The organism is Streptomyces sp. Go-475 (assembly GCF_003330845.1).
Lineage (GTDB): Bacteria > Actinomycetota > Actinomycetes > Streptomycetales > Streptomycetaceae > Streptomyces.
This window is the reverse complement of the sequence record NZ_CP026121.1, coordinates 6,151,563-6,176,152: the sequence shown is the minus strand read 5'-3', so window position 1 is coordinate 6,176,152 and position 24,590 is coordinate 6,151,563. Positions and strand designations below refer to the sequence as shown.

Genomic DNA, 24,590 nt, shown 5'->3' with positions numbered 1-24,590 from the left:
ATCAGACTCCAGCGGGCGTACGGACGTCGGCGTCGGCCAGGTCGGCCGGGGAGGCCAGGTGGCCCAGGACGGCGGTCGCGGCGGCGACCTGCGGCGACACCAGGTGCGTGCGGCCGCCCTTGCCCTGCCGCCCCTCGAAGTTGCGGTTGGAGGTGGACGCGGAGCGCTCACCCGGGGCCAGCTGGTCGGGGTTCATGCCCAGACACATGGAGCAGCCCGCGTGCCGCCACTCGGCGCCGGCCTCCTTGAAGACGACGTCCAGCCCCTCGGAGACGGCCTGCAGTCCGACCCGCGCGGAGCCCGGGACGACCAGCATCCGTACGCCGTCGGCGACTTTGCGGCCCTTGAGCAGCTCGGCCGCGGCGCGCAGGTCCTCGATGCGGCCGTTGGTGCAGGAGCCTACGAAGACGGTGTCCACCTTGATGGAGCGCAGCGGCTGTCCGGCCTCCAACCCCATGTACTCCAGGGCCTTTTCGGCGGCGTAGCGCTCCGATGCGTCTTCGTACGAAGCAGGATCGGGGACGGACGCCGAAAGCGGTGCGCCCTGCCCGGGGTTGGTGCCCCAGGTGACGAACGGCGACAGCTCGGCGGCGTCGATGACGACCTCGGCGTCGAACTCGGCGTCCTCGTCCGTCTTCAGCGTCTTCCAGTACGCGACGGCGGCGTCCCACTCCTCGCCCTCGGGGGCGTGCGGACGGCCCTTGAGGTACGCGAAGGTGGTCTCGTCGGGGGCGATCATGCCCGCGCGGGCGCCGGCCTCGATCGACATGTTGCAGATGGTCATCCGGGCCTCCATCGAGAGCTTCTCGATGGCCTCGCCGCGGTACTCCAGGACGTAGCCCTGGCCGCCGCCCGTGCCGATCTTCGCGATGATCGCCAGGATCAGGTCCTTGGCGGTGACGCCCTCGGGCAGCTCGCCGTCGACCGTGATCGCCATGGTCTTGGGACGGGTCATCGGCAGCGTCTGGGTGGCCAGCACGTGCTCCACCTGGGAGGTGCCGATACCGAACGCCAGGGCGCCGAAGGCGCCGTGCGTGGAGGTGTGGGAGTCACCGCAGACGACGGTCATGCCGGGCTGGGTCAGACCCAGCTGCGGGCCGACGACGTGCACGACGCCCTGCTCGACGTCGCCCAGCGGGTGCAGGCGCACCCCGAACTCGGCGGCGTTCTTGCGCAGGGTCTCCAGCTGGACCCGGGAGACCGGGTCGGCGATGGGCTTGTCGATGTCGAGGGTGGGGGTGTTGTGGTCCTCGGTGGCGATGGTGAGGTCGAGGCGCCGCACCGTGCGCCCGCTCTTGCGGAGGCCGTCGAAGGCCTGCGGGCTGGTCACCTCGTGCAGCAGGTGCAGATCGATGAAGAGAAGGTCGGGCTCGCCCTCGGCGCGCCGGACGACATGGTCGTCCCAGACTTTCTCCGCGAGTGTCCTACCCATCGCTGTTCCCTCCGGCCGACGGCGATCCGCCGACCCAACTAGAGATCTTGAGGAGGCGGGCCCGCGCCCCTGGTTCCGGGCAGCCGCCGCCAGGCCCGTACGTCACGGGCCGTTGTGACTTCGTGTCTTCCAGAGTGGCGGGTTCCACGGAAAATTGAACTTGCGTTTCACAGAGTGAGACGCGAGTATCGTTTCATGGACAACAGTAGCGGCGTCGGCGTTCTGGACAAGGCGGCCCTCGTCCTGAGCGCTCTGGAGTCCGGTCCGGCCACCCTCGCGGGTCTGGTCGGTGCCACCGGACTGGCACGACCCACGGCCCACCGCCTGGCCGTGGCGCTGGAACACCACCGCATGGTGGCGCGTGACATGCAGGGCCGTTTCATTCTCGGCCCGCGTCTGGCCGAGCTGGCCGCGGCCGCGGGTGAGGACCGTCTCCTCGCCACCGCGGGCCCGGTGCTCACGCATCTCCGTGACGTCACGGGCGAGAGCGCGCAGCTCTACCGCCGCCAGGGCGACATGCGCATCTGCGTCGCCGCGGCGGAGCGCCTGTCCGGTCTGCGGGACACGGTCCCGGTCGGCTCGACGCTCACGATGAAGGCCGGCTCCTCGGCGCAGATCCTGCTGGCCTGGGAGGAGCCGGAGCGGCTGCACCGCGGCCTCCAGGGCGCGCGCTTCACGGCGACGGCCCTGTCGGGCGTACGGCGCCGGGGCTGGGCCCAGTCGATCGGTGAGCGGGAGCCGGGGGTCGCGTCCGTGTCCGCGCCGGTGCGTGGTCCTTCCAACCGTGTGGTGGCCGCGGTGTCGGTGTCCGGGCCGATCGAGCGGCTGACGCGGCACCCTGGCCGGATGCATGCGCAGGCTGTGATCGATGCCGCGGGGCGCCTCTCCGAGGCACTTCGGCGTACGGGCTGAGCGTTTCGGGGGAGGTCGGCCTCAACGCCGCGGCAGGCCCTCCCCGAGTACGCGCCGTAGCGGGAACGGTTTCGCTGTCGTCTGCCGGCCGTCCATGGCTGGTCGCGCGGTTCCCCGCGCCCCCGAGAAGGGGCATGCGCAGAAGGCCCCCCACAGAGTGGAGGGCCTTCCTCTTGTGTACCCCCGACCGGATTCGAACCGGCGCTACCGCCTTGAGAGGGCGGCGTGCTAGGCCGCTACACAACGGGGGCGTGGACTCTGCGTTTCCGCAGGTCCGAGCTGGTCTACCTGGACTCGAACCAAGACTAACTGAACCAGAATCAGTCGTGCTGCCAATTACACCATAGACCAATGTGGTTTAGACCAGTCAGTACCCCCGACCGGATTCGAACCGGCGCTACCGCCTTGAGAGGGCGGCGTGCTAGGCCGCTACACAACGGGGGCCCTAGCGATCCCGACAAGATCGGAATCAGTACCCCCGACCGGATTCGAACCGGCGCTACTGCCTTGAGAGGGCAGCGTGCTAGGCCGCTACACAACGGGGGCTTTGCAGATGAGCTCTGCGAGCTGGCCTACCTGGACTCGAACCAAGACTAACTGAACCAGAATCAGTCGTGCTGCCAATTACACCATAGGCCACTGGAACGCAAGCCCCCGAGGGGGTTTTGTTCTAGTTCGCTCCCCCGGGCTCCGGCCTTTCGGCCCGCTCCCCGGCGGCGCAGGAAGAACATTACCCGAAGGTGGACGGGGCTCCAAAACGAGTATCCGCGCCGAGGAGCGAGGGCAGTTCGGCGAGGGAGGCGATGCGGTGCGGCCCGACGGGCGCCTCGATCGTGGCGTACAGGCCGCCGCGGTCGATCCACACCGACAACAGCCCGGCGTCGGCGGCGCCCCGCCCGTCGATCTCCGGGTGGTCACCGACGTACGCCACCTGGTGCGGAGCGAGGGCGAGGGCCTCGCAGACGGCGTGGAAGGCGCCGGCCTCGGGTTTGGAGACGCCGAGTTCCGCCGCGCACAGGATGGTCTCGAAGCGGTCGTGGACGCCGAGGACGCGCAGTTTGCGGTCCTGGACGTGGAGGCTGGAGTTGGAGAGCACCGCGTGCCGGTGGCTGGCGGCGAGGGCGTCGAGGACCGGCAGGACGTCCGGGAACAGCGCCCAGACCGCCTCGTAGTGGGCGAGGTAGCGCTGGAACCACGCGTCGGCCTCGGTGTCGGTCAGCTCCTGCCCGACGAACATCCGCACGCGGTCGCGGCGCTGGTCCTCGAAGGTGGCCTCTCCGGCGGCGAAGCGGGCCCACTGCAGGTCGGTGATCTCCCGCCAGCGGGTGAGGGCCTGCTCGACGGTGTCGTAGTCGTCGAGCAGGCCCTCGGCCGCGAGGTGGGCGCGCATGCCGAGGCGGTCGGCGGTGGTGTAGTCGAAGAGGGTGTCGTCGACGTCCCAGACCACGGCGTGGATGCTCATGGTCCGACCGTACCCACCGCTGCCCGCTCTCAGCCCAGCGTCATGGTGCCGGAGAGGGTGAGGTCCTGCCCCTGGCCGTCGCGGGGGTGGGCGGTGAGCTTCCAGGTGTAGGTGCCGCCCGTGACGCCGCCGCCGTTGTCGGTGGTGCCGTCCCAGGCGGGGCGGACGGCGGCTCCGGTGGAGGCGCCGGTCAGGGTGCGCAGGACCGTGCCGGAGGCGGTGGCGAGGGTCAGGGTCCAGGTGGACGGCTTGTTCAGCTGCCACACCGGCGCCCAGGGGAACGACCTGCCGATCACGGTCGGCGAGTAGACCTGGGCCTCCATCTGCGCGAGGGGCGAGGCGGGGACACCGCTGGGAATGATCGACACCTCGCCGTAGGTGCCGTTGAGGTAGGCGATGTGGCCGCCGAAGCGGTCGACGGCCCAGCGGCCGTTGCTGCCGCCGGTGTTCTGGTCCGTGGCCGGCAGCTTCACCAGGGTGCGGGTGGTGGCGGTGCCGGTGTGGAAGTCGGTGAGCAGCAGTTCGTGGGTGGTGCGGTTCTCGCGGAGCAGGAAGCCGTCGGCGAGGCGGGCCGGGCCGTGGTCGGCCGGGACCGTGATCTTCCGGTGGGTGGCGCGGTCGTAGACGCCCGCGGTGCTGCCGCAGGACCAGTACAGCCAGGTGTTGACGGCCTGGATGTCGGTGGGGGTGCAGGGGGCGCCGGTGGCGATGGTGGTGGTCGTACCGGTCTTGAGGTTGCGGCCGGTGACCGCGCCCTGGCTGCTGCCCGGGGCCCACAGGGTCTGGCCCCAGACGGCGGCGGCGGTGCGGTCGCGGGTGAGGGTGGTCGTGCCGCTCGTCGTGCCGCGCGGGAAGTCGATGATCCGCTGCTTGCCGGAGGCGCCGTTGTAGAGCACGTAGCGGCCGGTGCTGCCGGCGATGCGGCCGCCGGAGTCGCCGTCCGTGGGGGCGCTGACGGTGGTGGTGGCGTCGAGGCCGACGCCGAGGACGGATTCCTGGCCCGCGAAGTTGGTCCACAGGTGGGCGACCCGGCCGTCGCCCAGGGCCTCCAGCTGGGGGCAGGCGGCGTCGCCGGTGAGGCAGGTGGTCGGGCTCTGCGCGGGGCTGCGGCGCGTCTGGGGGCCGGCGGGCCGGCCGGTGGCGTCCAGCTGGAAGCCGCTGTGGCGGTACGAGGCGCCCGGCGTCGCGCCGTAGAGGAACAGCTCGCCGCCGGAGACGGCCAGTCCCTGCACCTGGGTCGCCGCGGCGGGGAGCCGGGCCACCTTCTCGGTGGTGAGGCCGCCGGCGTCGTCGGGGGTGATCCGGTGGACGTTCCAGTCGAGGCTGGAGGGACCGGCCGTGGCCAGGGCACCGCCGTCCAGAGTCGGGCCGATCCCGCCGAACGACGAGGGGAGCACGGTGGTGACGGCGCCGGTGACCAGGGAGCGCGCGGACAGTGCGGCTTCGGTGCCGACCTGGACGAATCCCGGGTTGCCGATCAGGAGTTGATCACCGACGACGGCCTCCAGCCGGGCGTCGTGCCTGCTGAGCGCGGTGGGCTCGGTGCCCGGCTCGGCGTCCACCCGGATCGCCTGCCAGTCGGCGACGAGCCAGCGGTCGTTGAAGGCGACCTGCGGGGCCGCGGTGTCCCCGGTGACGTAGGTGCGGAAGGTGCCGTCCGCGAGGTCGATCAGGCCGACCGACGTCTTGCCGTCCAGGGCGTAGACGACCGCGAGGCGGCGGACCGAGCCGCCGGTGAGGTAGGCGGTGGGGCGGGCGCCGGCCGGCAGGCCGGTGACAGGGATGTCGGTGGCGAGGCCGTCGGCGACGGAGCGCAGGACGTGCAGGGCGCCGGTGCCGTCCATGGTCAGCACGCTCCAGCCCACCGCCCCCCGGAAGGTCTGGCCGGTCGGGATCGGCACGGTGGCGGTCGCGCCCGTGGAGCGGTGCTTCTGGGTGACCTTCTGGCCGTCGCGGGTGTTCACGACGTCGGTGCCGGTGGCCAGGTCGTCGGGGCCGGCGTGCGCGGGCGGGACGGTGTCCGGGTAGTCGACCGTGGTGACGGTGCCGCCGGTCGCCGGGCGCCACTGGAAGCCGGAGGCGCCGGCCCACGGGTAGTCGACCGTCACGCGCTGTTCCGTGACCAGCCGTACCGTGCCCACCGGCTCGTCGGCCTCCGGAGCCGCCTGCGCGGGTGCGGTCAGCACGCTGCAGGACAGGGCCACCACCCCGCCGACGGCCGCGTGGACGAGTCTTCGTGAACGGCTCATGTTCCCTCCCCCGGTACCGGGCGCACACGCGCACCGTGTGCAACGGGGGTATCCAACGTCTCCGCGGGAAGCGGCAGTTGGCCGGAAGGGTGAACTCCGGGTGACGGCTGGGCGGACACGGCGAGGGCGGCGCCCGAACCGGACGCCGCCCTCACGGGAACCGTGTCGTTACGCGGTCAGCTTCGCCAGCGCCGCGTCGATCCGGGCCAGGGTCTTCTCCTTGCCCAGGATCTCCAGGGACTCGAACAGCGGCAGGCCGACCGTGCGGCCGGTGACCGCGACGCGGACCGGGGCCTGGGCCTTGCCGAGCTTGAGGCCGTGGGCCTCGCCGGCGGCCAGGACGGCCTCCTTCAGCGACTCGGCGGAGGTCCAGTCGGCCGCCTCCAGCTTCTCGCGGGCCGTGCGCAGCAGGGCGTCCGAGCCCTCCTTCATGGCCTTGTTCCAGGAGGCCTCGTCCTCCACCGGCTCCGGCAGGAAGAGGAAGTCGACGTTGTCGGTGATCTCGGAGAGCACCTTGAGGCGGGTCTGCGCGTGCGGGGCGATCGCCTGCCACTTCGCCTCGTCGAAGGCCTCCGGGGCCCACGGGGCGAACGGCGCCTGGAGCCACGGGCGGCAGCGCTCCGTGAAGTCCTTCACGTCCAGCAGGCGGATGTGGTCGCCGTTGATGGCCTCGCACTTCTTGAGGTCGAAGCGGGCCGGGTTCGGGTTCACGTCGGCGATGTCGAACGCCGCGATCATCTCGTCGATCCCGAAGACGTCCTGGTCGGCCGAGAGGGACCAGCCGAGCAGGGAGAGGTAGTTGAGCAGGCCCTCGGGGAGGAAGCCGCGCTCCCGGTAGAGGTTCAGGCTGGACTGCGGGTCGCGCTTGGAGAGCTTCTTGTTGCCCTCGCCCATCACGTACGGCAGGTGGCCGAAGGAGGGGATCTCCTTGGCGACGCCCAGCTCGATCAGCGCCTTGTACAGGGCGATCTGGCGGGGGGTGGAGGAGAGCAGGTCCTCGCCGCGCAGGACGTGGGTGATCTCCATCAGGGCGTCGTCGACCGGGTTGACCAGGGTGTACAGCGGGGCGCCGTTGGCGCGGACGATGCCGTAGTCCGGGACGTTCTCCGGGGTGAAGGTCAGCTCACCGCGGACCAGGTCGGTGAAGGTGATCGTCTCGTCGGGCATGCGGAAGCGGACGATCGGCTCGCGGCCCTGGGCCTGGTACTCGTCGACCTGGGCGGCGGTCAGCTCGCGGCAGTGGCCGTCGTAGCCGGAGGGCTTGCCGGCGGCGCGGGCGGCCTCGCGGCGGGTGTCCAGCTCCTCCTGGGAGCAGTAGCAGCGGTAGGCGTAGCCGCCGTCCAGGAGCTTCTGCGCGACGTCCTTGTACAGGTCCATGCGCTGCGACTGGCGGTACGGCGCGTGCGGGCCGCCGACCTCGGGGCCCTCGTCCCAGTCGAAGCCCAGCCAGCGCATCGAGTCGAGCAGCTGGGTGTAGGACTCCTCGGAGTCGCGGGCCGCGTCGGTGTCCTCGATGCGGAAGACCAGGGTGCCCTGGTGGTGCTTGGCGAACGCCCAGTTGAACAGGGCGGTGCGCACCAGGCCCACGTGGGGGTTACCGGTGGGCGAGGGGCAGAAACGGACGCGTACTGGAGTGCCGGGTGCGCTAGCCACGCTTGACAACCTTGTTGGTGAGAGTGCCGATGCCTTCGATGGTGACGGCGACCTCGTCGCCGACGTTCAGGGGGCCGACCCCAGCCGGGGTGCCCGTGAGGATCACGTCGCCGGGGAGCAGCGTCATGGCCTCGGAGATGTTGACGATCAGGTCCTCGACGGAGTGGATCATCTCGCTGGTGCGGCCGAGCTGGCGCTGCTGGCCGTTGACCGTGAGCTGGATGGTCAGGTCGGAGGGGTCGAGGTCGGTCTCCACCCAGGGGCCGAGCGGGCAGGAGCTGTCGAAGCCCTTGGCCCGGGCCCACTGCTTCTCGCGCTTCTGGACGTCGCGGGCGGTGATGTCGTTGGCGCAGGTGTAGCCGAAGATCACGTCCTTGACGCGCTCGCGCGGGACCTCGCGGCACATCCGGCCGATGACCACGGCCAGCTCGGCCTCGTGGTGCACCTCGGAGGAGAAGGAGGGGTACTGGATGTCGTCGCCGGGGCCGATCACCGAGGTGGACGGCTTGAAGAAGGCGAAGGGGGCCTCGGGGACCTCGTTGCCCAGCTCCCGGGCGTGGTCGGCGTAGTTGCGGCCGAAGGCCACGACCTTGTTGGGCAGCACCGGGGGCAGCAGCCTGACCTTGGCGACCGGCACCTTCGTGCCGGAGAGCTCGTAGTCCGCGAACGGGATGCCCTTGATGATGTCCAGGACGAGCTCGTCCTGCTTCTCGCCCTCGATGGCGCCGAAGGCGACGTTCCCGTCGATGGAGAATCTGGCGATGCGCACGGGATGCTTGGCCCCTTGACTGAAGCGGCTGGAGTCTGACGCTCCAGGCTAACGCGGGGAGGGGGCCCGGCCGCGCGCACGACGAAGTGCCCGCCGCGCGCATGACGAAGTGCCCGCCGCGCGCACGACGAAGGGGCGCCCCGTCGCCGGGGGCGCCCCTCGAAGTTCGTATCCCGCCGCCGTGAGCATTCGGCGGCCGGCACGCGTACTGCCTGGTGTCACTCCGCGGCCGCGGTGGCCGCGACGGGGATCTCCATGAGGACGGTGCGCTTGGGGTTGGCGGTCTGGGCCGGGAGTTCGACGGGGTGCTCCGGCAGTTCCGGCGTCTGCAGTTCGTCGGCGCCGTCGAGGTGCGCCAGCGTCGTGCGTCGCGGGTTGGCGATCTTGTGGAACATCGTCGTCGTCTTCACTGTTTACTTGACCCTGTCCTGTGACGGGCGCCCCGAGGGTGCGAGCCCCCCGCGAGGGCGCGGGTTGTCGGTTTTGCCATCTCTGTAAAGCGTCAGGCTAAACACGGGATTCCCGGCGCAGTCGGCGAGGGTCCATGATCAGCATGTGAGTTTTGTCACGGATCAGGGGTCGAATCGGTCAATCCGGACTCGCGAGTAGCCCCAACGAAACGGACATTGGCCCACTGAAGCCATCATTCCGCTCCTGATCATGGCGACTGGGACACCCGTCACAGCTCGACGACTCGCGGGCATACGTCCGAAATGGGCGAACCCACCTTCTACGTCCGGTGATTCCCCACTCACGCGGTGTCACCTATGTCACGGCCTGGCCTACGGGCCTTGTTGGAGATCCTGTGCTGTGCTGGAATCTCACGGACCGCCGCAGGATCGAGCCGGCGCACAGGGGGCGCACAGACGCGCCGAGTGGCGGCGAGAAGGGGGAGCCAGCGCCGGTCACCCAACGACCACCACGGGGGCGTACTCAGGGCGTCCCCAGAACGCCGACACCGTGCTCCGCCGTTCTGACGACGGGGTGCCTGGTCCAGAGGTTGCGACGCTAGTGCAGGGACGTTTCAAGAGGGATGGCAACGCTTCGGCGGAGCCGGAGCCGCACGGCGGGACTGGCCCCATGAATGGCGGCCCCTCGCCCCAGCACGCCCAGAACCCGGGCCCGGCCGGTGACGGCGGTGAGCGCCCGGGGCGCCCCGGTGCGTCGGCCCCCTCCGGGCCCGCGGGCCCGGCCCCGGCCCTGAAGCCGCCGGCCGGTCCGACCGGCCCCGGGCCGCGAATAGCCCTGCGCAACTGGCGCATCTCCACCCGACTGGTGTCGCTGCTCGCGCTCCCGGTGGTCGCGGCCACCTCGCTGGGCGCGCTGCGCATCAACCAGTCCATGGACGACATCCAGCAGCTCGACAACATGAAGCTGCTGACGGACATGACCAAGCAGGCCACCGAGCTGTCCGCCGCCCTCCAGGAGGAGCGCGACCAGTCGGCGGGCCCGCTCGCGCACGGCGGCAAGGCGACCGACTTCACGGTCAAGGGTCTTCGGGAGAAGACCGACCGGGCGCGCAAGAACTTCCTCGACGCGTCCGAGGAGATCGACACTGCCAGCAAGGACGGCAACCTCAGGGGCGTCCGCGAGTACCTCATCCAGATCGCCGGTGAGCTGGGCGACCTGGAGCAGATCCGCAAGGGCGCCTACGCCTCCGAGGGCAACTCCACGCAGACGATCGAGGCGTACCACCGTCTGATCGAGAGCCTGATCGACCTCTCCCAGGACATGGCCGAGGCGACCAGCAACCCGGACATGATCCAGCGCACGCGTGCGCTGGCCGCGTTCTCCTCCGCCAAGGAGTACTCGTCGATCCAGCGCGCGGCCCTCGCCGCGGCGCTGCCCGCGAGCAACACCACGACCGGCAAGCTCTCCCCGAACGACCGGCTCTACGCCCAGTCGGCCCTGGAGAGCCAGAAGTCCGAGATCCGCAGCTTCAAGAGCATCTACGGCGAGGACGCCGCCGCCGAGCTGCTGAAGCCGATCGAGGACGGCGGCAACTCCACGATCAAGGCGACCGACACCTACGCGGGCCGCGCCCTGGTCTCCGCGAGCGGTCTCGCCCAGCAGGACAAGCGGTCCTACCGCGACTGGCTGGACGACAGCTCCACCAAGATCCAGCAGATGAAGAACATCGAGCACACCCTGCTCGAGCAGATGGAACAGAAGGCCCGCGAGCTGCGCAGCGCCACCGAGCGCGACGCGATCATCTCCGGTGCGCTGATCCTGCTCGTGCTCGGTGTGTCGCTGGTCGGCGCCTTCGTCGTGGCCCGCTCCATGATCCGCTCGCTGCGCCGGCTGGAGGAGACCGCGACCAAGGTCGCCTCCGACCGGCTGCCCGAGCTGGTCAAGCAGCTGTCCGAGTCCGACCCGCAGGACGTCGACACGTCCGTGGAGTCGGTCGGTGTGCACTCCCGGGACGAGATCGGCCGGGTGGCCGCGGCCTTCGACGACGTGCACCGCGAGGCGGTCCGCCTCGCCGCCGAGCAGGCCCTGCTGCGGGGCAACGTCAACGCGATGTTCACCAACCTCTCGCGCCGCTCCCAGGGCCTCATCCAGCGTCAGCTGTCGCTCATCTCCGAACTGGAGTCCCGCGAGGCCGACCCGGACCAGCTGTCCTCGCTGTTCAAGCTCGACCACCTCGCGACGCGTATGCGCCGTAACGGTGAAAACCTCCTCGTCCTCGCCGGTGAGGAGCCCGGCCGGCGCTGGACCCGCCCGGTCCCGCTGGTCGACGTGCTCCGCGCCGCCGCCTCCGAGGTGGAGCAGTACGAGCGCATCGAGCTCGCCTCGGTGCCGACGACCGAGGTCGCCGGCCGCGTGGTCAACGACCTCGTGCACCTGCTCGCCGAGCTGCTGGAGAACGCGACCTCGTTCTCCTCGCCGCAGACCAAGGTCAAGGTCACCGGTCACGCCCTGCCCGACGGCCGGGTGCTGATCGAGATCCACGACACCGGCATCGGCCTCTCCCCCGAGGACCTCGCGGCGATCAACGAGCGGCTCGCCTCTCCCCCGACGGTGGACGTCTCCGTCTCCCGCCGCATGGGCCTGTTCGTGGTCGGCCGCCTCTCGCAGCGCCACGGCATCCGCATCCAGCTCCGCCCGTCCGACTCCGGTGGTACGACCGCGCTGGTCATGCTGCCCGTCGACGTCGCCCAGGGCGGCAAGAAGCCCCAGCCCAAGCAGGGCGGCCAGCCGCCGGTCGGCGGTGGCGGTCCGGCCGCCGCGCAGGCCGCCGCGGGTGCGGCCGCGGCCCGGCGGGCCGCCGGTGCCGCCAGGGCGGCGGTGCCCTCGGGGCCGGTCCGTCCGGTGGCGGTGCCTTCGGCGGCGGTGCGTCCGGCGGTGGCCGGCTCGGCCAGGGCCAGGGCCCGCGCGCCGCGCTGCCCGGCCGCGACGGGGACGGTGGCCGTCCGGGAGCCCCGGGCGGAGCGCGCGGACCCCAGGGCCCCGGCAACTCCCCCTTCGAACAGGGCGGCCCCGCGCAGGGCCGGCCCGCCCCGGCCGGCGCCGGGTTCGGGCAGGCGCCGGGTGCGCCGCAGGGTCTTCAGGCCGCGGGCACCAACGGGCCGCAGGGCCAGGACGCCTTCGGCGGCGGCCGGGGCCGGCAGCAGGGCGGCAACGCCGAGCAGGGCCAGGGCCGTCGGCCGCAGTTGCCGCCGCGCGGTGGCCCGCGCGCCGAGCTGCCCGGTGGCGACCCGCAGCCGCGCGTGCCGAGCTGGAGCGACGAGAACGCCCAGCCGCCGGTGCCGCGTGCCTCGCTGGACACCCCGCGCGGGCATGAGGAGCCGGACGTCTCCCGTACGTCGGCCATGCCGCGGATCGACGACCGCCAGGGCCCCGGCTCGACGGCGGAGATCCCGGCCGTGCCGGGTGAGGACTTCGGCGGCCCGCAGCAGTCGGACCCGTTCGCCGACCCCGGCGCGAACGGCCAGCAGGGCTCGTTCGTCCGCCCGGACGTCTTCGGCGCCCCGAACGGCCGCCGCGACACCTCGCCCACGACCGGCCAGTACCCGGCACCGCAGAGCCCGCAGTCCTACGACAACGGCTCCACGGGCCAGTACCCGGCGCCCCGCCAGGACGGCAACTCCACCGGCTACGCCCCGCCGCGCCAGGACAACGGCTCCGGCCGGCCCACCCTGCCCGGTCCGGCCACGCCGGCCGACCCGGCGGGCACGGGCCGGTTCGAGCGGCCGCAGACGGGCGGTCCCCGGGGCGGGTCCGACTTCGGCGCCCCGCGCCCGCCCGCCCCGCAGGCCCGGCCCGCCCGGCAGGAGCCCGAGGCCCTGCCGCCGGCGTCCGGCCCGGGCGACGGTCGTACGCCGCTGTACGACACGCTCGAGACCAACTGGTTCCACGGCCAGCAGGAGCAGCAGCAGCCGCAGAGCAACGGCTCGGCTCCGGCCCCGCAACAGCCGCAGGGACCCACCGGTCCCCAGCGGTCCGCCTCCGCAGGCTGGCGTACCTCGCCGAACGACGACCTCGTCCGCCAGGCCGAGCGCGTCCGCCAGCCCGCCGCGGGCGGTGTCACCACCTCCGGCCTGCCTCGCCGGGTGCCCCGGGCGAACCTCGTTCCGGGCACGGCTCAGCAGCAATCGCACCAGAGCGGTCCTCAGGTCTCGCGCGCCCCCGATGACGTGCGCGGCCGGCTGACCAATCTCCGTCGGGGTATCGCACAGGGTCGTCAGGCCGGCTCCACCCAGACCGGCAGCTTCCCACGGCCCACTCACCAGCAGGAGCGTTAGTTGAGTCCGATGAGCCAGGCGGCACAGAACCTCAACTGGTTGATCACCAACTTCGTGGACAACACCCCCGGGGTGTCCCACACCGTCGTCGTGTCCGCCGACGGTCTCCTCCTGGCGATGTCGGAGGGCTTCCCGCGCGACCGCGCGGACCAGCTCGCGGCCGTCGCCTCGGGCCTGACGTCCCTGACGGCGGGCGCCTCCCGGATCTTCGAGGGCGGTGAGGTGGCGCAGACGGTCGTGGAGATGGAGCGGGGATTCCTCTTCCTGATGTCCGTCTCGGACGGCTCGTCCCTCGCGGTTCTCGCCCATCCCGAGTGCGACATCGGCCTCGTCGGCTACGAGATGGCTCTCCTGGTCGACCGCGCGGGCGCGGTCCTGACCCCCGACCTGCGAGCTGAGCTCCAAGGCAGTCTGCTCCATTGATCGGCCCCGTCACCACCCGTCTCACCACATCACCGTCCGGCCGCCACACACCCCACACAGGCCTCGTCAGACGGCTCGACTGACCGACTTGCTGTCCCGCCCGGAGGACTCATGACCCCGCCCACCGCCTCTCATGATCCGTACGCGGAGCCGTACGAGGACGAGGGCGACCAGCCGCTGGTACGGCCGTATGCCATGACCGGCGGCCGGACCCGGCCGCGCTACCAGCTGGCCATCGAGGCACTGATCAGTACGACCGCCGACCCGGCGGCGCTCATGGGACTGCTCCCGGAGCACCAGCGCATCTGCCACCTGTGCCGTGAGGTGAAGTCGGTGGCCGAGGTCTCGGCGCTGCTCAACATGCCGCTCGGCGTGGCCCGGATCCTGGTCGCGGACCTCGCCGAGGCCGGTCTCGTCGCGATCCACCAGCCGGGCGGCGACGAGGCCACCGGCGCGCCGGACGTGACACTGCTCGAAAGGGTGCTCAGTGGACTTCGCAAGCTCTGACGCGGGTCGTTCCACCACCTCCGCGAAGATCGTGGTGGCGGGCGGCTTCGGCGTGGGCAAGACCACGTTCGTCGGCGCCGTCTCGGAGATCAACCCGCTGCGGACCGAGGCCGTGATGACCTCGGCGAGCGCGGGCATCGACGACCTGACGCACACCGGGGACAAGACCACCACCACGGTGGCCATGGACTTCGGCCGTATCACCCTGGACCAGGACCTGATCCTGTACCTGTTCGGTACGCCGGGTCAGGACCGGTTCTGGTTCATGTGGGACGACCTGGTGCGCGGCGCCATCGGTGCCGTGGTCCTGGTGGACACCCGCCGTCTGGCCGACTGCTTCCCGGCCGTCGACTACTTCGAGAACAGCGGCCTGCCGTTCGTCATCGCCCTCAACGGCTTCGACGGGCAGCAGCCCTACACGCCCGACGAGGTGCGCGAGGCGCTGCAGATCGGTCCCGACACCCCGATCATCACGACGGACGCCCGGCATCGGGCCGATGCGAAGAGTGCCCTGATCACGCTGGTCGAGCACGCTTTGATGGCACGGTTGAGGTAGCACCCAATTCAGAAGCGCCATACGGCAGTTGTCGTAGATGCTCCGGAGCCGGCTGTGTCCTTTGACACGGTCGGCCGAGGTGTTCATAACGTTTCGGCAGAGGAATCGGGTGGTACGGCCACGCGTCGCGCACATCCGGTCTCGCTGCGCGCACAATCGCCCCGCCTTTTGGCGGGGCTCGCTCTTTATGACCGTTTTATCTGGGGCTTACACCCTCCCGTATCCCTGCCCTCGACTGTTTGGAAGAGCGCAGGTCGTCGTGCTGGAATGCCTGAACTGCCCAATAGTCAATGACGTACTCGTCCATCGAGGACGTGGTTGGGCTCTGAGACACTGCGGCACAACGTTGGTGCCGACCGCCGAGAGGTTGTTGGTCGAGTGAGGCGAAGCAAGAACAGTCCCGAGCCGTCGGCCCGGGGCAACTTCACCCCGCCGCCGCGCACAGCGGCGCCCGCCCCCGTGCCCGGTTCGGAGCCGACGGCCGCACCCGCTCAGAGCGGTGGCCGTCTCTCCCCGCGCAACTGGCGCGTGGCGACCAGGCTCAACGCGATCCTGCTCATACCCGTGCTGGTCGGCCTCGTCATGGGCGGCTTCCAGGTCAAGAGCTCGATCGACACCTGGCAGGAGGCCGAGGACGCGGAGAACACCGCCCGCCTGGTCCGCGCCTCCCTGCTCTACGCCAACGCCCTCTACAACGAGCGCGACACCTCCGCCGCACCCCTGCTGAAGGGCAGCGCCCAGACCGCCCAGGACAAGGCGACCGTCGCCCAGGTCCGCAAGGCCACCGACGAGGCCGCCGACGCCTTCGACGCCGCCGCCCAGAACATGCCGGCCAAGCCCGGCCTGGAGCGCCGGCTGAAGCTGTTCCGCGAGGCGGAGCCGAAGCTGGCCACCCTGCGTCAGGTCGCGTACACCTCCAAGCTCAAGGGCGTCCAGACCGAAGAGGGCTACGTCGAGGTGGCCCACCCGCTGACCGAGTTCGCCAACGAGCTCGGCCTCGGCACCGGCAACATCACCAGCTACGGCCGGACCGTGTACGCCATCGAGCTCACCAAGGCGGCCCTGTCGCTGCAGCGCTCCATCGGCATGCACATCCTGATCAAGCCGGGCCCGGACGACGGCAACCTGGCCAGCCAGCGCATCGCCCTGTCCTCGTACGCCTACCTCGAGCGCATCGCCGTCGAGGAGTACATCGGCGGCGGTACCGAGGAGGACGCGGCCAAGCTCAAGGCGGCCGAGGCGAAGCTGAAGACCGACGGCGCCGCGCTGGCCCGGGAGGCCAAGGCCAAGAACCCGGACTACGTGCCGCCGCCCTCCAAGCCGGAGACGATGGTCTCCGCCCTCGCGACGCTGCAGAGCACGGACCCGAGCGCCCGCGCCGCCCTCGCCGAGCGGGGCATCACCGCCGAGAACTGGTGGACGGTCAACACCCTCAAGTTCAACGCCTACGAGAAGATCGAGGCGGACATGGCGGACAAGGCGGTGAGCGAGGCCTCCTCCATCGCCGACGACGCCCAGCGCGACGCCTACATCACCGGTGCCGCCGTCGTCGTCGCCCTGCTCCTCGCCTTCATCCTGGCCGGTGCGGTCGCCCGCCAGATGAGCCGCTCGATGCGCCAGCTGCGCAACGCCGCCTTCGGCATCGCCGAGCAGCGCCTGCCGATGCTGGTCGACCAGCTGTCGCGCACCGACCCCGGCCGCGTCGACACCCGCGTCCAGGCCATCCCGATCACCACCACCGACGAGATCGGCGAGGTCGCCCGCGCCTTCGACCAGGTCCACCGCGAGGCCGTCCGGCTCGCCGCCGAGCAGGCCCTGCTGCGGGGCAACATCAACGCGATCTTCACCAACCTCTCGCGCCGCAACCAGTCCCTGATCGAGGGCCAGCTGACCCTCATCACCGACCTGGAGAACAACGAGGCCGACCCGGACCAGCTGGAGAACCTCTTCAAGCTGGACCACCTCGCGACCCGTATGCGCCGCAACGGCGAGAACCTCCTCGTCCTCGCCGGCGAGGAGCCCGGCCGCCGCTGGGACCAGCCGGTGCCGCTGGTCGACGTGCTGCGCGCCGCCTCCTCCGAGGTGGAGCAGTACGAGCGCATCGAGCTGTCGGGCGTCCCGGAGGCCGAGATCCACGGCCGGGCCGTGACCGACCTCGTGCACCTGCTCGCCGAGCTGCTGGAGAACGCCACGACGTTCTCCTCCCCGCAGACCAAGGTCCGCGTCACCGCGACCCGTCTCCCCGACGGCCGCGTGATGATCGAGATCCACGACAAGGGCATCGGCCTGACCGCCGAGGACTTCGCGGACATCAACCACAAGCTGGCCAACCCGCCGACCGTGGACGCCGCGATCTCCCAGCGCATGGGCCTGTTCGTGGTCGGCCGGCTGTCCGACCGGCACGGCATCCGCGTCCAGCTGCGCCCCTCGGGCGAGCAGGCCGGCACCACCTCGCTGGTCATGCTGCCCGACGCGATCACCCACGGCGGTGGCGGCGAGCAGCACGTGGACCGCGACGAGTTCACCGTCTCGCAGATCATCCCGGAGCAGAACTTCGGCGGCGAGAACTTCAACCAGCAGCCCATGCGCACGGCCGCGGAGCTCGGCTTCGACGACAGCCGCTACTCCGACGTCCCCGACGACATACGCGAGCTGGACCCCGTCGGCCGCTCCCTGATGCGCGAGGAGCGCCGGGCGGCCCTGGAGGCCCAGTCGCACCAGCAGCCCGCCCTGCCCGGGCAGAACGCCCAGGAACAGGCCGAGGCGCCCGCGTACCAGGACGAGTACAACGCGCAGCACGGCTACGACGCCGGCCAGGCCTACGACACCGGCCAGACCGGCTACCCCGAGCAGCAGCCCTCCGCGTACGACCGTCAGGCGCCGTACGAGGAGCAGCGGCAGACGGCGTACGAGGAGCAGCAGCGGCAGTCGTACGAGGAGCAGTACTACGCGCCGAACGGCGGCCTGCCGCAGAACGACACCTTCTCGCCGAACGGCGGCTACCCGGAGCCCTCCTATGCGGAGCCGGCGCAGGAGGAGCCCGCGGCGCCGGGTGCGGGCGTGCCCGACAGCTTCCCCGCCTTCGAGCAGCGGCGCTACCAGGATGACTGGCCGCAGCAGGACGGTTACCAGAACGGCTACCCGAACCAGTACCCTTCTCAGGCCCAGGAAACGGAATCTGCGCAGGCCGCTGACGCGGGTGAGCAGGACCGCGTAGGCTTCGACCGTCCGGGACCGGCCCACTCCGCCGCACCCTCGCTGACCGACGCCGGGCTTCCCCGCCGCGGGTCCGCCGCGAGCGGTGCGAACGGTGCGGGCGGCGCCCGGCACGCGAGCCAGGAGCCTGCGGCCTCCACCCCGGAGAGCAACGGCGACAGCGACTGGCGTTCGGCGAACGACGAGCGGTGGCAGCAGGCCTCGCAGCTCCGGAAGCCGAAGGCGGGCGGGGTCACCTCCTCCGGCCTGCCGAGGCGGGTACCCAAGGCCAACCTGATCGAGGGTTCCGCCGAGAGCACTCCCCAGGGAGGCCCACAGGTCTCCCGTGCCCCGGAGGACGTCCGGGGCAGGCTGAGCAACCTGCGCCGGGGTGTCCAACGCGGACGCAGCGCAGGCAGTGAAACGAACGGCCAGGGCTTCGGTCCTGACAGCACCTACAACCAGGAGCGTTAGTGTGAGCCCGATGAGCCAGGCGGCACAGAACCTGAACTGGTTGATCACCAACTTCGTGGACAACACCCCGGGGGTGTCCCACACGGTGGTGGTCTCCGCCGACGGACTCCTTCTGGCGATGTCCGAAGGCTTCCCCCGCGACCGCGCCGACCAGCTCGCGGCCGTCGCCTCCGGTCTGACGTCTCTGACGGCAGGCGCCTCCCGGATCTTCGAGGGTGGCAGCGTGAACCAGACGGTTGTGGAGATGGAGCGGGGATTCCTCTTCATCATGTCCATCTCCGACGGCTCGTCTCTCGCGGTTCTCGCACATCCGGAGGCGGACATCGGCCTCATCGGGTACGAGATGGCGCTGCTGGTGGACCGAGCCGGTACGGTCCTGACCCCGGACCTTCGTGCGGAGCTCCAGGGGAGCCTGCTCAACTAACAGACGGACGGTGCGTTTTGGCGTCCCGTGGCCGTAAGGTTTCGGGACGCGGCTCCACAGCGATGGGTGCCAGGCACAGTCGGAGGAGGAGAAAGTGGCAACACCCCCAGGCGGTTCGTCTTCGGGCAACTGGTCGTACGGCCCTGCCCAGGGTCAGGGCGACGGTGGTCAGAACCCGAACCGTTACAACTTCCCCTCCGCACCCAGCCACCGGCAGCCGTACGCGCCACAGGGCCCCGGCCCGTCGCCGTACGACCAGCCGTCGGCCCCGCGCATCCAGCCCGTGCAGCCGCAGCGCCGCACCCCCGAGCCGGCGCCCGCCGGGGCGTCGAACAACCCGTTGGTGCGTCCGTACGCCATGACCGGCGGCCGGACCCGCCCGCGCTACCAGCTCGCCATCGAGGCGCTGGTGCACACCACTGCGCAGCCGCACCAGATGCAGGGCCAGTTGCCCGAGCATCAGCGGATCTGCAACCTCTGCCGGGAAATCAAGTCGGTCGCCGAGATCTCGGCGCTCCTCACGATCCCTCTCGGCGTGGCCAGGATCCTCGTCGCCGACTTGGCGGAGGCGGGACTGGTCGCCATCCATCAGCCCGGCGGCGACGAGAACGCCGGCGGCCAGCCAGACGTGACACTGCTCGAAAGGGTGCTCAGTGGACTTCGCAAGCTCTAGCGGAGGGCCTTCCCGCTCCACCACGTCCGCGAAGATCGTGGTGGCTGGCGGCTTCGGCGTGGGCAAGACCACGTTCGTCGGCGCCGTCTCGGAGATCAATCCGCTGCGCACAGAGGCCGTCATGACGTCCGCTTCGGCGGGGATCGACGACCTCACCCACACCGGCGACAAGACCACCACCACGGTGGCCATGGACTTCGGCCGTATCACCCTGGACCAGGACCTGATCCTGTACCTGTTCGGTACGCCGGGTCAGGACCGGTTCTGGTTCATGTGGGACGACCTGGTGCGCGGCGCCATCGGTGCCGTGGTCCTCGTCGACACGAGGAGGCTCGCCGACTGCTTCCCCGCCGTCGACTACTTCGAGAACAGCGGCCTGCCGTTCGTCATCGCCCTCAACGGCTTCGACGGGCAGCAGCCCTACACGCCCGACGAGGTGCGCGAGGCGCTGCAGATCGGTCCCGACACCCCGATCATCACGACGGACGCCCGCCATCGCGCGGACGCGAAGTCGACGCTGATCACGCTGGTCGAGCATGCGCTGATGGCGCGGCTGCGGTAGCTCTCTCACTGTGGTGACAGCCCCTGGCGGCCTCTGGGCTGCCGGGGGCTGTCGTATGCCGGGTGCGGGTCGTGTGTGGCTCGTCGCGCAGTTCCCCGCGCCTCCAAAAGCAGAAGGCCCCTCCTGGAGGGGCCTTCTGCCTTGATCCGGGGTCAGCGCCAGCTGTGCGGGGCGCGGAAGCCCGGTTCGCGTTCCAGGCGGCGCCAGCCGGCCTTCACGCGGCCGCGGTGGGCCGGGGCCGGGTCCGTGGGGCGGGCGGCGGCGCGGGCCAGGAGGATCGCCGTGAGGGCGGCGACTTCCTCGGGCTCGGCGTGGCCCTTCTCGACGCGGATATCAGGAATGTCCATGGGTGTCAGTCTCCGTGAGAGAGATGTCCGCCGGGTTACTGCGGAGGGTTGCCGTGCTTGCGGGAAGGCAGGTCGGCGTGCTTGGTCTGCAGCATCGCCAGGGACTTGATCAGCACCTCGCGGGTCTCTGCGGGGTCGATGACGTCGTCGACCAGGCCGCGCTCCGCCGCGTAGTAAGGGTGCATCAGCTCGGACTTGTACTCCTTGACCATCTTCTGCCGCATCGCCTCGGGGTCCTCGGCCTCGGCGATCTGGCGGCGGAAGATGACGTTGGCCGCGCCCTCGGCGCCCATGACGGCGATCTCGTTCGTCGGCCAGGCGTAGGTGAGGTCCGCACCGATGGACTGGCTGTCCATGACGATGTACGCACCTCCGTAGGCCTTGCGCAGGATCAGCGAGATCCTCGGCACGGTCGCGTTGCAGTAGGCGTAGAGGAGCTTCGCGCCGTGGCGGATGATGCCACCGTGCTCCTGGTCGACGCCCGGGAGGAACCCGGGGACGTCCAGAAGGGTGATGATCGGAATGTTGAAGGCGTCGCACATCTGGACGAAGCGGGCCGCCTTCTCGGAGGCCTCGATGTCCAGGACGCCCGCCAGCACCTGGGGCTGGTTGGCGATGATGCCGACGACCTGGCCGTCCATCCGGCCCAGCGCGCAGATGATGTTGCGGGCCCAGCGCTCGTGGACCTCGAGGTAGTCGCCGTCGTCGACGATCTCCTCGATGACCTTGGTCATGTCGTAGGGCCGGTTGCCGTCCGCCGGTACCAGGTCCAGCAGGACGTCCGAGCGGCGGTCGACCGGGTCGGAGGCCTCGGCGCGGGGCGGGTTCTCGCGGTTGTTCTGCGGCAGCAGCGACAGGAGGTAGCGGACCTCCGCGATGCAGGTCTCCTCGTCGTCGTAGGCGAAGTGGCAGACGCCGCTCGTCTCGGCGTGGACGTCCGCGCCGCCGAGGCCGTTCTGCGTGATCTCCTCGCCGGTGACCGCCTTGACGACGTCCGGGCCGGTGATGAACATCTGCGAGGTCTCGCGGACCATGAACACGAAGTCCGTCAGGGCCGGGCTGTAGGCCGCGCCGCCCGCGCACGGGCCGAGCATCACCGAGATCTGCGGGATGACGCCGGAGGCCTTGGTGTTGCGCTGGAAGATGCCGCCGTAGCCGGCGAGGGCCGAGACGCCTTCCTGGATGCGGGCGCCGGCGCCGTCGTTGAGGGAGACCAGCGGGGCACCGGCCGCGATGGCCATGTCCATGATCTTGTGGATCTTCGTGGCGTGGGCCTCGCCCAGCGCGCCGCCGAAGATGCGGAAGTCATGGGCGTAGACGAAGACCGTCCGGCCCTCCACCGTGCCCCAGCCGGTGATCACACCGTCGGTGTACGGCTTCTTGGTCTCCAGGCCGAAGCCCGTGGCCCGGTGCCGGCGCAGCTGCTCGACCTCGCGGAAGGAACCGGGGTCGAGGAGCAGCTCGATGCGTTCCCGCGCGGTCAGCTTGCCCTTGGCGTGCTGCGCCTGGGTCGCCTTCTCGCTCGGTCCGGCCACCGCCTGCGCGCGGATCTCGTGCAGTTCGGCCACGCGTCCACGCGCGTCGGTCGGCTCACCCGGCGCCTCATCCAAAACGGTCATGTAGCGACCTTACGAAGCCGACCGAGGATTCCGGGCCGTCGACTCCTCACAGTCTCCGGCGTGTTTTCCTGGTACCCCTGAACAGAACCATGGCGGGGTTCAGCCTTTTCGACTGTTCAGGGGGCGTCCGGCTTGTAGGGGTCGGACAAGGGCCTCAGCCGAGCGTCACGTGACATCGGTGGGTGGCGCAGGCCTTCCCGGGGGTGACGCGCAGGCGCAGTCGGCGGCCGGTCGCGAGCACCTCCACCGTCTCGTCCGCGCGGACGACCCGGCGGACCGGGCGGTCCCAGGTGATCTCCAGCGGTTCGCCCGTGCGGGGCGGCTCGCTCACGCAGAGGGTAGCGGTACGGCCCCGGCGGACGGCCAGCAGGCTCGCGCCGGCGGAGGCGGTGAAGGGGCCCGCCGTGCCGGGCTGCCAGAAGTTCGCGGCCGTGAGGCCGAGGGAGGGCACGGCGACCGCCTGGCGGGAGGCGTCGTTGGCGAGGACCGACAGCCAGCGGCGGTCGGCGGCGCGGCGCGCGACCTCGCGGGCGGACGCGCCGGGCATCAGGACGTAGGCGTAGGTGGCGTCCACCGGGTCCGTGCCGTGGTCGATCCAGAGGGTCTGCCAGCGGCGGGTGCGGCGCTCCGGTGTGCCGCCGGTGTTGATGTCGGACCAGGCGCCGGTGCGGTCCTCGCGCAGGGCCTTCGGGGTGCCGTCGAGGAGGACCCAGCCGCCGTGGTCCTCCAGGTGGGCCCAGTCCGGGCCCCGGACGAAGCGCTGGGCGCCGTTCTCGCCGAGGTTGCGGTTGTCGACGATCGTCTCGACGGGGACGCCGTCGGAGCAGGTGATCCCGGCGCCGAGGCAGATCACCGCGTCGGCGGCGCAGAACCAGGACTTGCGGGCCTGGAGGGTGGAGCCGAGGCCCTTGAGGTGCTGGCCGAGGGCCGCGTAGGTGCCGTCGGTGGTGCCGCCGACCCAGCGGGCGTCCGGGCGGGCCGTGCCCCACTCGCCGCCCTCCCGGTCGGCGAGCCGTCGGGTGGAGACGGTGGTGCCGGGCAGGCGGTACCAGTCGACGGTCGGCCAGAACCAGTCCGTGTACTGGTCGCTCCCGCCCGCCCACCAGCTGACCATGCCGGCGCCGGTGTGCCAGCCGCGCGGGTTCTCGCCGTTGCCGCACTCGTAGTGGGCGATGCGGTCGCTGGCCATGGCGATGTTCAGGGTGAAGCCGGGGCGGCGGTGGACGGCGCGGTCCATGGCGGCGAAGAGGTGGTGACCGGTGGGTTCGGGCGCGGCCGGGACGGGCGCGGCGGCGATCGCGTGCAGCCGGGCGAGGTCGGCGAGGCCGAACTGGGGTGCCGTCAGGAGCGGTGTCACGGTGTCGCGTTCGATCCAGCCCTTGATCCGGGCGTGCCAGCGGTCGCGTTCCGCCGGGCTCGCCGCCGTCGCGAGGAGGGCGATGGCGGCGATGAGCTGCCCGCCGTGGAAGTGGTCGCCGCGCAGGATCCGGCGGTCGTCGGAGGTGAGGTACCCGCGGCTGATGGCGCGGCCGTTGACGCTGTCCATGACCAGCCCGTCGTGGATGAGCGGGGCGTAGGCGCGTTCGACACTGTCGAGGATGATCTGCCGGTTCGGGTCGGTGACCTCCCAGTCGGACCCGGCGAGCAGGGTGAACAGCCGGCCGAGGCCGTCGAGCATGACCTGGCCGTACGTGCCCGAGTAGGCGACCCAGGTGTGCTGGACGAAGGAGCCGTCGGCGTAGAGGCCGTCGCCGCGGGTGACGTACGGGAGGACCGGGGAGAGCGCGTCGCGGGCGAGGGCGATCTTGGCCGGGGCGCGGCCGAGGATGCCGCGCAGGGCGACGGAGCGGCACAGGTCGACGCGGTTGGCGCCGGTGGAGGTGCCGGAGTAGTCGCCGAGGGCCGTGTCGGGGACGAAGTGGTCGACGGCGGCGCAGGCGGCCTGGATCCGGGCGTCGCCCAGCTCGTCGTACAGGGCGGCCGTGATGTCCATGAGGTGGCGGGGGCTGCCGATCTGCCACTCCCACCAGTTGCCGTAGCGGGTGGTGGTGGGGTGGTAGACGGTGGCGGAGAGGTGGTCGAGGCCGCGCAGGACGGCGGTGCGGAGGCCGGGGTCGGCGGTCGAGCCGGTGCCCTGCTGGACGTAGGCCTGGGTCATGGTCCACAGGCGGCCGTAGCTGCGGGTGATGCCGGCCGGCGGGTCGAAGGGGTGCCCGGGCCACAGGGAGTTCGCCGCCGGGGCCATGGTGCCGGCCAGGGCGCGGGCGAGTTCGCCGGTCTCGGCGAGACGGGCGGCGTACGGCTGTGCGGTGGGGTCGTAGCCGGTGCCGAGGGCGATGCCGAGCCAGCGCAGGCGGAGGGCTCGGTACGGGTCGGGGTCGGGGCCTGGGTCGGCATCGGCGGGCGCGCCGGCGACCCGGGCCGCGGGTGTGGCACCGCCGGTCGCCGCCAGGGCCGCGGCCGCCAGCAGCAGCGCGCGTCGGCTGGGCCGGGGCGCGGCGGCCCGGGCGGTGCGGCGGGGCGGGACGCGACGCTGGGGAGTCATGCCCATGCCCTACCACGGGGAGGCGCTCACCTGAACGGAGGAT

General features: G+C 71.2%; 17 protein-coding genes, 5 tRNA genes and 1 pseudogene. 9 read left to right on the top strand and 14 right to left on the bottom strand.

Annotated features, from left to right (window positions below):
- Position 1: 1 nt before the first annotated feature.
- Positions 2-1,432 carry a 3-isopropylmalate dehydratase large subunit gene (gene leuC / locus C1703_RS28525; RefSeq protein WP_114255517.1) on the bottom strand — a complete coding sequence of 477 codons (1,431 nt, stop codon included), beginning with the start codon at positions 1,430-1,432 and terminating at the stop codon, positions 2-4.
- Between the two features lie 195 nt (positions 1,433-1,627).
- Between leuC and ndgR the strand changes: the two genes are divergently transcribed.
- Positions 1,628-2,344: an IclR family transcriptional regulator NdgR gene (gene ndgR / locus C1703_RS28520; RefSeq protein WP_010044585.1), complete on the top strand. Its 717-nt coding sequence runs from the start codon at positions 1,628-1,630 to the stop codon at positions 2,342-2,344.
- A 178-nt stretch (positions 2,345-2,522) separates the two neighbouring features.
- On the opposite strand, the gene C1703_RS28515 is transcribed toward ndgR, so the two are convergent.
- The 10 genes from C1703_RS28515 to C1703_RS28470 form a co-directional block, all read right to left on the bottom strand.
- A tRNA-Glu gene (locus C1703_RS28515) sits at positions 2,523-2,595 on the bottom strand.
- A 28-nt stretch (positions 2,596-2,623) separates the two neighbouring features.
- Positions 2,624-2,695: transfer RNA gene (locus C1703_RS28510), tRNA-Gln, on the bottom strand.
- 20 nt (positions 2,696-2,715) lie between these two features.
- Positions 2,716-2,788 (bottom strand) — tRNA-Glu (locus C1703_RS28505).
- 29 nt (positions 2,789-2,817) lie between these two features.
- Positions 2,818-2,890 (bottom strand) — tRNA-Glu (locus tag C1703_RS28500).
- 21 nt (positions 2,891-2,911) lie between these two features.
- Positions 2,912-2,983: transfer RNA gene (locus C1703_RS28495), tRNA-Gln, on the bottom strand.
- A gap of 91 nt (positions 2,984-3,074) precedes the next feature.
- Positions 3,075-3,806: an HAD family hydrolase gene (locus tag C1703_RS28490; RefSeq protein WP_114255516.1), complete on the bottom strand. Its 732-nt coding sequence runs from the start codon at positions 3,804-3,806 to the stop codon at positions 3,075-3,077.
- 29 nt (positions 3,807-3,835) lie between these two features.
- Entirely contained in the window at positions 3,836-6,055 is a 2,220-nt protein-coding gene (locus C1703_RS28485; RefSeq protein ID WP_157993173.1) for a hypothetical protein, read from the bottom strand.
- Between the two features lie 168 nt (positions 6,056-6,223).
- Positions 6,224-7,708: a glutamate--tRNA ligase gene (gltX, locus tag C1703_RS28480; protein WP_114255514.1), complete on the bottom strand. Its 1,485-nt coding sequence runs from the start codon at positions 7,706-7,708 to the stop codon at positions 6,224-6,226.
- Positions 7,701-8,477, bottom strand: a complete 777-nt coding sequence (locus tag C1703_RS28475) for a fumarylacetoacetate hydrolase family protein (protein ID WP_114255513.1) — start codon at positions 8,475-8,477, stop codon at positions 7,701-7,703. The genes gltX and C1703_RS28475 overlap by 8 nt, the downstream gene beginning before the upstream one ends.
- A 218-nt stretch (positions 8,478-8,695) precedes the next feature.
- Complete coding sequence (locus tag C1703_RS28470) at positions 8,696-8,887, bottom strand: hypothetical protein (protein ID WP_114255512.1); 192 nt, start codon at positions 8,885-8,887, stop codon at positions 8,696-8,698.
- 601 nt (positions 8,888-9,488) lie between these two features.
- Between C1703_RS28470 and C1703_RS28465 the strand changes: the two are divergent.
- The 8 genes and pseudogenes from C1703_RS28465 to C1703_RS28430 all read left to right on the top strand — a co-directional run bounded on the left by C1703_RS28465 (position 9,489) and on the right by C1703_RS28430 (position 20,036).
- Positions 9,489-13,222, top strand: a pseudogene (locus C1703_RS28465) (nitrate- and nitrite sensing domain-containing protein).
- A gap of 9 nt (positions 13,223-13,231) precedes the next feature.
- The gene (locus C1703_RS28460) at positions 13,232-13,645 is read left to right on the top strand and encodes a roadblock/LC7 domain-containing protein (RefSeq protein WP_030851929.1); all 414 of its coding nucleotides are present in this window, start codon (positions 13,232-13,234) and stop codon (positions 13,643-13,645) included.
- Between the two features lie 111 nt (positions 13,646-13,756).
- Positions 13,757-14,152 carry a DUF742 domain-containing protein gene (locus C1703_RS28455; protein WP_031121441.1) on the top strand — a complete coding sequence of 132 codons (396 nt, stop codon included), beginning with the start codon at positions 13,757-13,759 and terminating at the stop codon, positions 14,150-14,152.
- Positions 14,133-14,708 (top strand): ATP/GTP-binding protein, encoded by a 576-nt coding sequence (locus C1703_RS28450; protein ID WP_020271455.1) that lies wholly within the window; start codon positions 14,133-14,135, stop codon positions 14,706-14,708. The genes C1703_RS28455 and C1703_RS28450 overlap by 20 nt, the downstream gene beginning before the upstream one ends.
- A 378-nt stretch (positions 14,709-15,086) precedes the next feature.
- The gene (locus tag C1703_RS28445) at positions 15,087-18,377 is read left to right on the top strand and encodes a nitrate- and nitrite sensing domain-containing protein (RefSeq protein WP_198678302.1); all 3,291 of its coding nucleotides are present in this window, start codon (positions 15,087-15,089) and stop codon (positions 18,375-18,377) included.
- Positions 18,378-18,387: 10 nt separating this feature from the next.
- Positions 18,388-18,801 (top strand): roadblock/LC7 domain-containing protein, encoded by a 414-nt coding sequence (locus tag C1703_RS28440; protein ID WP_004983065.1) that lies wholly within the window; start codon positions 18,388-18,390, stop codon positions 18,799-18,801.
- A 94-nt stretch (positions 18,802-18,895) separates the two neighbouring features.
- Complete coding sequence (locus C1703_RS28435) at positions 18,896-19,474, top strand: DUF742 domain-containing protein (protein ID WP_114255510.1); 579 nt, start codon at positions 18,896-18,898, stop codon at positions 19,472-19,474.
- Positions 19,455-20,036 (top strand): ATP/GTP-binding protein, encoded by a 582-nt coding sequence (locus C1703_RS28430; protein ID WP_114255509.1) that lies wholly within the window; start codon positions 19,455-19,457, stop codon positions 20,034-20,036. The genes C1703_RS28435 and C1703_RS28430 overlap by 20 nt, the downstream gene beginning before the upstream one ends.
- A 152-nt stretch (positions 20,037-20,188) precedes the next feature.
- On the opposite strand, the gene C1703_RS28425 is transcribed toward C1703_RS28430, so the two are convergent.
- The 3 genes from C1703_RS28425 to C1703_RS28415 all read right to left on the bottom strand — a co-directional run bounded on the left by C1703_RS28425 (position 20,189) and on the right by C1703_RS28415 (position 24,547).
- A complete protein-coding gene (locus tag C1703_RS28425; RefSeq protein ID WP_114255508.1) occupies positions 20,189-20,383 on the bottom strand; it encodes an acyl-CoA carboxylase epsilon subunit in 195 nt (64 codons plus the stop codon).
- A 35-nt stretch (positions 20,384-20,418) separates the two neighbouring features.
- Positions 20,419-22,002 (bottom strand): acyl-CoA carboxylase subunit beta, encoded by a 1,584-nt coding sequence (locus tag C1703_RS28420; RefSeq protein ID WP_114255507.1) that lies wholly within the window; start codon positions 22,000-22,002, stop codon positions 20,419-20,421.
- A 154-nt stretch (positions 22,003-22,156) separates the two neighbouring features.
- On the bottom strand, positions 22,157-24,547 hold the full coding sequence (locus C1703_RS28415; RefSeq protein ID WP_114257636.1) for a polysaccharide lyase 8 family protein: 2,391 nt from the start codon (positions 24,545-24,547) through the stop codon (positions 22,157-22,159).
- Positions 24,548-24,590: the final 43 nt, after the last annotated feature.

What these genes read in the sequence shown, in the direction of transcription:
- leuC (WP_114255517.1), bottom strand. Translation starts at nt 1,432, where the DNA reads ATGGGTAGGACACTCGCGGAGAAAGTCTGGGACGACCATGTCGTCCGG.
- ndgR (WP_010044585.1), top strand. Translation starts at nt 1,628, where the DNA reads ATGGACAACAGTAGCGGCGTCGGCGTTCTGGACAAGGCGGCCCTCGTC.
- C1703_RS28490 (WP_114255516.1), bottom strand. Translation starts at nt 3,806, where the DNA reads ATGAGCATCCACGCCGTGGTCTGGGACGTCGACGACACCCTCTTCGAC.
- C1703_RS28485 (WP_157993173.1), bottom strand. Translation starts at nt 6,055, where the DNA reads ATGAGCCGTTCACGAAGACTCGTCCACGCGGCCGTCGGCGGGGTGGTG.
- C1703_RS28460 (WP_030851929.1), top strand. Translation starts at nt 13,232, where the DNA reads ATGAGCCAGGCGGCACAGAACCTCAACTGGTTGATCACCAACTTCGTG.
- C1703_RS28455 (WP_031121441.1), top strand. Translation starts at nt 13,757, where the DNA reads ATGACCCCGCCCACCGCCTCTCATGATCCGTACGCGGAGCCGTACGAG.
- C1703_RS28440 (WP_004983065.1), top strand. Translation starts at nt 18,388, where the DNA reads ATGAGCCAGGCGGCACAGAACCTGAACTGGTTGATCACCAACTTCGTG.
- C1703_RS28425 (WP_114255508.1), bottom strand. Translation starts at nt 20,383, where the DNA reads ATGGACATTCCTGATATCCGCGTCGAGAAGGGCCACGCCGAGCCCGAG.
- C1703_RS28420 (WP_114255507.1), bottom strand. Translation starts at nt 22,002, where the DNA reads ATGACCGTTTTGGATGAGGCGCCGGGTGAGCCGACCGACGCGCGTGGA.
- C1703_RS28415 (WP_114257636.1), bottom strand. Translation starts at nt 24,547, where the DNA reads ATGACTCCCCAGCGTCGCGTCCCGCCCCGCCGCACCGCCCGGGCCGCC.